Source organism: uncultured Algibacter sp., from assembly GCF_905480415.1.
In the GTDB taxonomy this organism is placed as follows: domain Bacteria; phylum Bacteroidota; class Bacteroidia; order Flavobacteriales; family Flavobacteriaceae; genus Algibacter_B.
Map to the genome: position 1 here is coordinate 1 of NZ_CAJQQI010000054.1, position 8,505 is coordinate 8,505.

7 protein-coding genes are annotated in these 8,505 nt (G+C 33.6%); 2 read left to right on the forward strand and 5 right to left on the reverse strand.

Going from position 1 to position 8,505, the window contains the following annotated elements; translation table 11 throughout:
* From QZ260_RS04360 to QZ260_RS04375, 4 genes are all read right to left on the reverse strand, one after another.
* A partial coding sequence (locus tag QZ260_RS04360; protein WP_295983145.1) for a hypothetical protein occupies nucleotides 1-1,421 on the reverse strand: 1,421 nt, incomplete at its 3' end.
* 15 nt (nucleotides 1,422-1,436) lie between these two features.
* Entirely contained in the window at nucleotides 1,437-2,303 is an 867-nt protein-coding gene (locus QZ260_RS04365; RefSeq protein WP_295983147.1) for a DUF58 domain-containing protein, read from the reverse strand.
* 114 nt (nucleotides 2,304-2,417) lie between these two features.
* Complete coding sequence (locus tag QZ260_RS04370; protein ID WP_295983162.1) at nucleotides 2,418-3,419, reverse strand: MoxR family ATPase; 1,002 nt, start codon at nucleotides 3,417-3,419, stop codon at nucleotides 2,418-2,420.
* A gap of 233 nt (nucleotides 3,420-3,652) precedes the next feature.
* Nucleotides 3,653-4,756, reverse strand: a complete 1,104-nt coding sequence (locus QZ260_RS04375) for a DUF4382 domain-containing protein (protein ID WP_295983150.1) — start codon at nucleotides 4,754-4,756, stop codon at nucleotides 3,653-3,655.
* Between the two features lie 207 nt (nucleotides 4,757-4,963).
* Here QZ260_RS04375 and QZ260_RS04380 point away from each other — a divergent pair, with 207 nt between their 5' ends.
* Entirely contained in the window at nucleotides 4,964-5,716 is a 753-nt protein-coding gene (locus QZ260_RS04380; RefSeq protein ID WP_295983154.1) for an SDR family NAD(P)-dependent oxidoreductase, read from the forward strand.
* A gap of 33 nt (nucleotides 5,717-5,749) precedes the next feature.
* Nucleotides 5,750-6,883, forward strand: a complete 1,134-nt coding sequence (locus tag QZ260_RS04385; RefSeq protein WP_295983157.1) for an ATP-binding protein — start codon at nucleotides 5,750-5,752, stop codon at nucleotides 6,881-6,883.
* Nucleotides 6,884-7,247: 364 nt separating this feature from the next.
* Here the strand turns inward: QZ260_RS04385 and QZ260_RS04390 are convergent.
* A partial coding sequence (locus QZ260_RS04390; protein ID WP_295983159.1) for an aldehyde dehydrogenase family protein occupies nucleotides 7,248-8,505 on the reverse strand: 1,258 nt, incomplete at its 5' end.

The following is an 8,505-nucleotide window of genomic DNA, read 5'->3' on the forward strand; positions in this document are numbered from 1 at the left end:
AATTTTTCGTTTTTTGTGATTATATTTCTAGCACCGTTATTTTCTAGTACTTTCAAATTTCCTTCAATAGCTTTATTTATATCTAAACTATCTAGTTTTTGAATTAGAACAGTAGTTGAAACGGCTATAGTTAGTTGTTCCGTCTGTTCAAAACCAAAAGAAGAAAGCTTCATTTTACCTTTTAATTCTTCAGGTAATAGTACTTCAGTTCTTTTTAAAACTTGAGGAGTCGTTATATTCACGGGTGGAAATCCGTATTCACTTCGAACCCAATCACCTTCCAAAAGGGCTTTGCTATCATGTCCGATAATGGTGTCCTTCACAATATCAAAACCATATTTAATTGAAAGTCCTGTTAAAGTAGCTATTAGTAAAAAGATGCTAATGCCTACTGTTAACCATATCTTTTTTCGTTCTTTTTTACGTTCTTGTTCTTCTCTGTATTTTTCGTCTAAAAGCTTTTCTTCTTCTGTTGGCTCTGGTAATGCTTCTTTGACATGATCTATTTCAACATCGATCGTTTCTCTATCGATTTTAGCTAACTCAATATCTGGAGCAGATTTAGCAAATTTTACCAAATCGGCTCGTTTTAAAATGCTTTCTAAATTTTTAATATCGTCTTTACTTAAGTCAACTCGATTACCCTCTTTAAGCAAATTCAATCGTGTTATTAACTCGTCTGTTGTACTTTCTAAAGCGTGATCGTATACTTTTTCATCAAGATATTTTCTGATGATAAACGTAAGATCCGAATAATACTCTTTTAAATTTTGATTCTCCAAATAAGGGCTATCGTCTAGCTTTCTTAATGCCAACTTAGCTCTATCATAAGGTGGTAATAAAGCTATTTTCTGATCTTCTGTTAATGGCTTTTTTCGCCAGATAAACCAGAATAGTAAGAATGCTATTGCTGCAATAATCAGCAACGTTAATAATAAATATTTCCACCAATTACTCCCGCTTTTTTCAACAGCTATAATAGGTTTAATGTCATAAAGGGCTTGAGTGGTATCTACCACTACATTATTAACTTCTACGTTTAACGAATCGGTAAAAAAGGTTTTATCACCAATAATAATTTTTTGCCTCGGAATAGTATAAGATCCGGAATCAAATTGCGTTAAACCATATTTTTTAATCAGATTATATTTATCTTTTTTCTTAAGCGTGTCAATAGAATAAGATTCAATCATTTCCAAAGGTGAAAATGTTTGTCCTTCGGGAAATACGATTAAATCTGTTGTGTCTGCTTCAACCTGAATGTGATACGTAATTTGTTCGCCAATTTTTATGGACGTTGAATCTATTGAAGATGTTACTTGCGCAAATGAGAAAAAAGAGCATAGAATAAAGAGTAAAGACAGAACAAGTATTCTTGTCTGCTTTATTTTAAAATTCGTTAATCTAAAATCGTTAATCATAAATCGTTAATCTTTTTATCCTCTTCTTTTAAAATACCCTAGCAGTTTTTTTACATAGCTTTCGTCTACACGACAATCAATAGCTCCTGCTCCAGATTTAGTAAAACTTTCTTTATAATAGTTCACTTTTTGATGATAAAACTTTCCATAATTAAGACGTACTTTTTTTGAAGATGTATTGACCAGCATCAATTCACCAGTTTCTTCATCTTGCATTTGTACCATACCTAAATTTGGTATGTCTTTCTCTCGCTTATCATATACTCTAATACCTGTAACATCATGTTTACCAGAAACAATTTTCATGGTTTGATGATAGTCATCTGCAATAAAATCTGAAAGCACAAATACAATCGCTTTTTTCTTCATCACATTTTGCATGAATTTTAAAGCTTCGACTAAATTGGTATGCTTACTTTCTGGTTTAAATTCAATCAATTCACGAATAATTCGAAGCACATGCGAACGCCCCTTTTTTGGAGGAATATATAATTCCACTTTATCTGAAAATAAAATAAGTCCAATTTTATCGTTATTCTGTGTTGCTGAAAATGCTAAAGTTGCTGCGATTTCAGTAACCACTTCATTTTTAAATTGCTGTTCGGTACCAAATAACTCGGAACCTGAAATATCGACCATGAGCATCATGGTTAGCTCACGTTCTTCTTCAAATACTTTAATATAAGGTTCGCTATAACGTGCGGTAACATTCCAGTCTATATTTCGAACATCATCCCCAAACTGATACTGACGAACTTCACTAAACGTCATACCACGCCCTTTGAAAGTAGAATGATATTCACCTCCAAAGATATGATCAGACAACCGCCGTGTCTTTATCTCAATTTTACGTACTTTTTTTAGTAATTCTTTAGTATCCATCTATTCAGTAAACAGTTTTCAATCGCAGTTTTCATTTATCAATAAACCGTTGAGCTTTTTTAGTATTCAGTCGATTAAGCGACTGCTCATTGAGACTGAATACTAGAAACTCCTTTATGGTACTTCTATTTCGTTCACTATTTTACTTATGATATCTTCAGAAGTTACATTTTCTGCCTCCGCTTCGTAAGTAATGCCAATTCTGTGCCTTAACACATCATAAACTACGGCGCGCACATCCTCAGGAATCACATAGCCACGACGCTTAATAAATGCATAACATTTTGCTGCTGTGGCTAGATTAATACTTCCACGAGGTGAAGCTCCAAATGATATTAATGGTTTTAAAGCTGGAAGTCTGTATTTATCTGGATAACGTGTTGCGAAAATAATATCCAGAATATATTTTTCAATTTTTTCATCCATGTAAACTTCACGAACTGCTTCTTGAGCTTTTAATATTTGTGTTACCGAAACCACAGGATTTACTTTTTCCCAAGCGCCCTTCAAATTAGCTCTCATTATCATTTGCTCTTCGTCAATTTTTGGATAGTCAATAACTGTTTTTAGCATAAAACGGTCAACCTGGGCTTCGGGTAAAGGATAAGTTCCTTCTTGCTCAACAGGGTTTTGCGTAGCCATTACTAAAAATGGTTTGTCAAGTATAAACGTTTCATCACCAATAGTTACTTGCTTTTCTTGCATCGCCTCTAGTAGCGCCGATTGAACTTTTGCTGGAGCTCTATTTATCTCATCTGCTAAAACGAAATTTGCAAAAATTGGTCCTTTTTTTATAGAGAAATCATTAAGTTTCATGTTGTAGATTAACGTACCCGTAACATCAGCTGGTAATAGATCTGGAGTAAATTGTATTCTACTAAAGCTACCGTCTACCGCTTGTGCCAAAGTGTTTATCGCCAATGTTTTTGCTAATCCAGGAACACCTTCTAATAAAATATGTCCTTGTCCTAATAAACCAATCAGCAAACGCTCCACCATGTGTTTTTGACCCACGATAACTTTATTCATTTCGAACATCAGTAAATCAACAAAAGCGCTCTCTTTTTCAATTTTCTCATTAATCGACTTAATATCAATTGTCCCTGTTTCTTCCATCATTTTTTATTTTATTATAACCCAAAAATACTGGCCAAATTTCAAGTATGCAAAATGTCAAAAAAATTATTGAAAAGGTGTTAAAGAATGGTTAAAAAATAGGCGAAGAGCCTTTATTTAGAGCTTTAACGAATTATTATGATAAGTAAATCTTAAATGAGATTTTAAATTAAAAAAAGTAAAGCGCAATACCGAAAGATATTGCGCTTTACTTTTATAAGAACTGTATTCTATTATGTCAATACTAAAGTAGCATCTATAACTTCTTCCTCAGCTGGTTCTAAGGTAATCATGAATTCTTGAGAAATATAACCATCTGCACTTATTGTAACGGTATAATCTCCTGGTGCCAAATCTTGAATTGTATATATGCCATCTATGTCTGCTTCAACACTTGTTGAAGCGGTATCATTAATAGCTATTGTTGCTGTAATTCCTGCGGTTAAACCAGATATCGTTCCTGTTATTAAACCTGGTTTTAGTATTAACTCAATGGCTTCAGTAATTGTAGTAACTTCACCATTAATAACTGCAACACCAACTTCAATTCCATTAGAGTAATCAGATTCTTCGTCTACAGGTGAAATAATCACATCGTAGGTTCCTGCAGGAACACCCCACAAAGCAAAAGCACCTGTGCTATCTGTGTAAGATGAAATCACAAAATCATCATCTGTTTCTGGAGTACCGTTATCATCTATTAAAACAGAAGCTACTGCAGGTACATCACTGGGAGTAATCGTTCCTTCAATAATACCAGAATTCACTTCAGCACTTACGTATAACACGGGTTTCAAAATAATATTTCCAGAATTTCCAGCATGAACAATAGATTTTTCTACATTAAAATCTAGAATAAAATCGTAACTAAAACCTTCTTCTATAACTGTGTTTAGTTTTAATTTTAAACCCGATTGTTGAGCACTTGGAGTTTTAAGATCAAACGCTTCATCTTCATCATTTTTATCTTTTATAACAATGGTATTACCATCACCAAGCACCAATCTCATTTGACTTAAGGTTCCTGCTGGAACGGAAAATCTATCAACAAGAACTTTACTTATACCTCCTGTGAAATCTAGTAAGTCTACAATTCCACTTTCAGATTCAAGCGAAACCCAACCGTTTTCATCGATGTTATCATTATTCATTTTAATCATAACATCGACTATTTCGACATTAACAGCTTCATAATCACCAGGAGCATCTACTAATCTTACCGAGATGGTAGGCTCTTGTAGATTAATTTTACTAGATTCAGAATCTTTATCACAAGACAAAAATAATGCTACAAATAAAAAGGGAAGGATTAATTTTAACTGTTTTACAATTTTCATAATCATCTAAAATTTAAAATATTTATATTAATGTATTTACGGAAATTTAAAGGGTTTAGATGTTTTAATTTGCTTTATAAGTAGAAAAGACTCAATCATATATTAAATCTATTACACCTGAAAATTTATATACATTAAATGACCTCAATAACTATAATTTAATTAGGTTTTTAAGTACTTTTATAAACGACATTAATAATACAATACATGAAAAAAACAGCGCTAATTACTGGAGCTACGAGCGGAATTGGTGAAGCCACCGCCTACGAATTCGCAAAACAAGGCATCAATTTAGTACTCTGTGGAAGACGTTTAGAACGCTTAAACACCATTCAAAAAGCTTTAGAGCGCTTTACCGATGTACATATTTTAAACTTTGATGTTCGCGATAAAGACGAAACCTTTAAAGCCATCGCTTCACTTCCCAAAGCATTTAAAACTATAGATATCCTTATAAACAACGCAGGCAATGCTCATGGTCTCGACCCTATCCAAAGCGGAAGCATTGATGATTGGGACGCTATGATGGATATTAATGTAAAAGGCTTATTGTACGTGAGTAAAGCTATAATCCCGCAAATGACTGAGCGTAAATCTGGACAAATTATTAATATTGGGTCTTCTGCTGGTAAAGAAGTATACGCAAAAGGGAACGTATATTGTGCTAGCAAACATGCTGTTTTAGCTATTACAGAAGGTATGCGAATAGACTTAAACCCTTTCGGAATTAAAGTTGGCTCTATAAACCCTGGCTTGGTTGAAACCGAATTTTCTCAAGTGCGCTTTAAAGGTGATGCTATTGCAGATAATGTTTATAAAGGCTTTAAAGCACTGCAAGCTAAAGATATTGCTGATATTATCTATTTTGCTATATCTAGACCTCCCCATGTAAATATTGCTGATTTGTTGGTGTTTCCAACTGCTCAAGCCAACTCAACAACAGTCAAAAAATCTTTATAAATTAAAGGATCCCTGCCGGCGTAGGAAGTGATTATGATTAACAAACGCTTACTTATAAAACACCTTTTAGCTCATAACGATGAGAACAGTTTTTATGATAAAAAGCGAAAAATTGATATCAGCCATAAGGAAGGAAAAGCAAAATTTCTGAAGCATATTTGTGCACTTTCTAACAGTAATCCAAAAAATAATTCCTTTATTGTTATTGGTGTTGAAGATGAGGACAACAAAATTATCGGTGTCGATTTTTTTGATGATAGTAAAATACAAAACCTCATCAATGCTTATTTGAGCCACCCACCGATTGTTTCATATGAAAATATTCCGTTTCCACATTTACCTGATGATAAAGTAGTTGGTTTAGTTACTATTAGGCCTACAGGAAAAATAACATCACTTAGAAAAAATATCTGGAAATATTATGGTGGTTCTGTCTTTTTTAGAGATGGAAGTATGAGTATGCCTAAAGTTTTTGACCTCGAATTAAAGGATGCCAATTCTAAAATTGTTGAGGCTATTGAAAAACATGCTCAAAACAATATGGAACATACCTTAAATGGAGTTTTCGACTTTATGACTACCCGTAAAGACTTTAATGCACAATACAAAGTATTCAAGGAATATTTTGTAGTCTGTTGGGCGGGGCAGAAAAAAATAGTAAAAAAAGAGGTCTTCTACTCTCGAGTTGATATTGAATTGATTAACGAACAAGTACGTTTATTTTTTTCAGCTTTAGATGACGTTTCTATTACTATTAATGATGATAGTTTTAAAATTATTGAATACGTAAATCTTGGATTTCAAGATTCAAACAAATATTACCAATTAGAAGAAACCATTATTAAGTTTGAGGATAACGTAAATTATAACATTGAAACGCGTTTATTGTTTGAACCACCTCAGTTTAATAAAAAAGACCTTCATCATATTTACAATACCAATAATGCTATTTTAGAAAAGCTGAAAAAAGGACTCACATTAACAGATAGAGAAGAAATGGACCTTAAAAATTTGCCAGCTACTTATTTAATATGTTATTTAAATTTATTTCAGCAGGCCATAGATAAGCTTAACGAAGCCAAGCCCTACTTAAAATCTTATAATAAGGATGTTTACCATTTGTATAAAGAGTCCTTACGGATATTAAGGAAAGTAAAATACAGTTAATAATTTAACCTTGAGTAAACTTTTGGGTGTTTGATTTTTGAAAAAAAATCGTACAGGTATGTTTGGTTTTTGAAAAAAAATCGTACATTTGTGCCGCTATTAATCTTTTTAATTAACCTTGTACCCCAAATCGTTAAGATAGGTTCAAGGTTTTTTTATGCTCTTTTTTATCTTAAAAGTTATTGTTACTATTTTGAATGATTTTTGTTTGCGTTAGAGATTGAGGTATTTGTTGAAGCTCCCCGACGCAGAAGGGAGCGACTGCAGAAAGCCCGACCCCTGGGTAACGCCCAAATGATTTATGAAGACAAAAAAAACCGTTCCTGATTAGAAACGGTTTTAAATATTATATAAGCCTAATATCCTACAAATCAAACTTAATTCCCTGTGCCAAAGGTAATTCGTCTGAGTAATTGACTGTATTTGTTTGACGACGCATGTACACTTTCCAAGCATCAGATCCTGATTCACGTCCACCACCTGTTTCTTTTTCACCTCCAAAAGCACCTCCAATTTCAGCGCCAGATGTACCAATATTTACGTTAGCAATACCGCAATCTGACCCAGCATAAGATAAAAACTTTTCTGCTTCTTTCATTTCGTTTGTCATAATTGCAGAAGATAAACCTTGAGCAACGCCATTTTGTTTTTCAATAGCGTTTTCAACCTCTCCAGAATATTTCATTAAATATAAAACAGGAGCAAATGTTTCGTGTTGTACAATTTCGAAATGATTTTCTGCTTCAATAATAGCTGGTTTTACATAACAACCACTTTCATAACCTTCACCTTCCAAAACTCCGCCTTCAACTAAAATCTTCCCACCTTCAGCTTTTGCTTTTTCAATAGCAGCTAAATATGTATTAACGGCACCTTTATCAATTAAAGGGCCTATATGATTGGTTTCATCTAATGGATTACCAATAGTTAATTGACCATAAGCACCAACAATGGCATCTCTCACTTTATCGTAAACTGATTCGTGAATAATTAAACGACGTGTTGATGTACAACGTTGTCCTGCAGTTCCAACAGCGCCAAATACGGCACCAGGTACTACAACTTTTAAATCTGCTGTAGGTGTAATAATAATGGCATTGTTTCCTCCTAATTCTAATAAAGATTTTCCAAAACGCTCGGCAACTGTTGCACCAACTATTCTTCCCATTCTTGTAGAACCTGTAGCAGAAACTAAAGGAATTCTAGAATCTGTAGTCATCATTTCACCTACTTTATAATCACCATTGATGATACAAGAAATCCCTTCTGGTAAGTTATTATCTTTTAAAACTGCTGCAATAATATTTTGACAAGCAACAGAACATAAAGGCGCTTTTTCAGACCCTTTCCAAACACATACATCACCACAAATCCATGCTAGAGCTGTATTCCAAGCCCAAACGGCTACAGGAAAGTTAAATGCAGAGATAATACCAACAACACCTATTGGATGCCATTGCTCTCTCATAACGTGTCCTGGACGTTCAGACGGAATGGTTTGACCATTTAATTGTCTAGACAGTCCAACTGCAAAGTCACAGATATCAATCATTTCTTGAACTTCTCCGTAACCTTCTTGTAAAGACTTACCCATTTCGTAAGAAACCAATTTCCCTAAAGGC

Excerpts from the sequence above, each read along its gene's own strand:
- QZ260_RS04365 (WP_295983147.1), bottom strand. The coding sequence starts at position 2,303 with ATGGATACTAAAGAATTACTAAAAAAAGTACGTAAAATTGAGATAAAG.
- QZ260_RS04370 (WP_295983162.1), bottom strand. The coding sequence starts at position 3,419 with ATGGAAGAAACAGGGACAATTGATATTAAGTCGATTAATGAGAAAATT.
- QZ260_RS04375 (WP_295983150.1), bottom strand. The coding sequence starts at position 4,756 with ATGAAAATTGTAAAACAGTTAAAATTAATCCTTCCCTTTTTATTTGTA.
- QZ260_RS04380 (WP_295983154.1), top strand. The coding sequence starts at position 4,964 with ATGAAAAAAACAGCGCTAATTACTGGAGCTACGAGCGGAATTGGTGAA.
- QZ260_RS04385 (WP_295983157.1), top strand. The coding sequence starts at position 5,750 with ATGATTAACAAACGCTTACTTATAAAACACCTTTTAGCTCATAACGAT.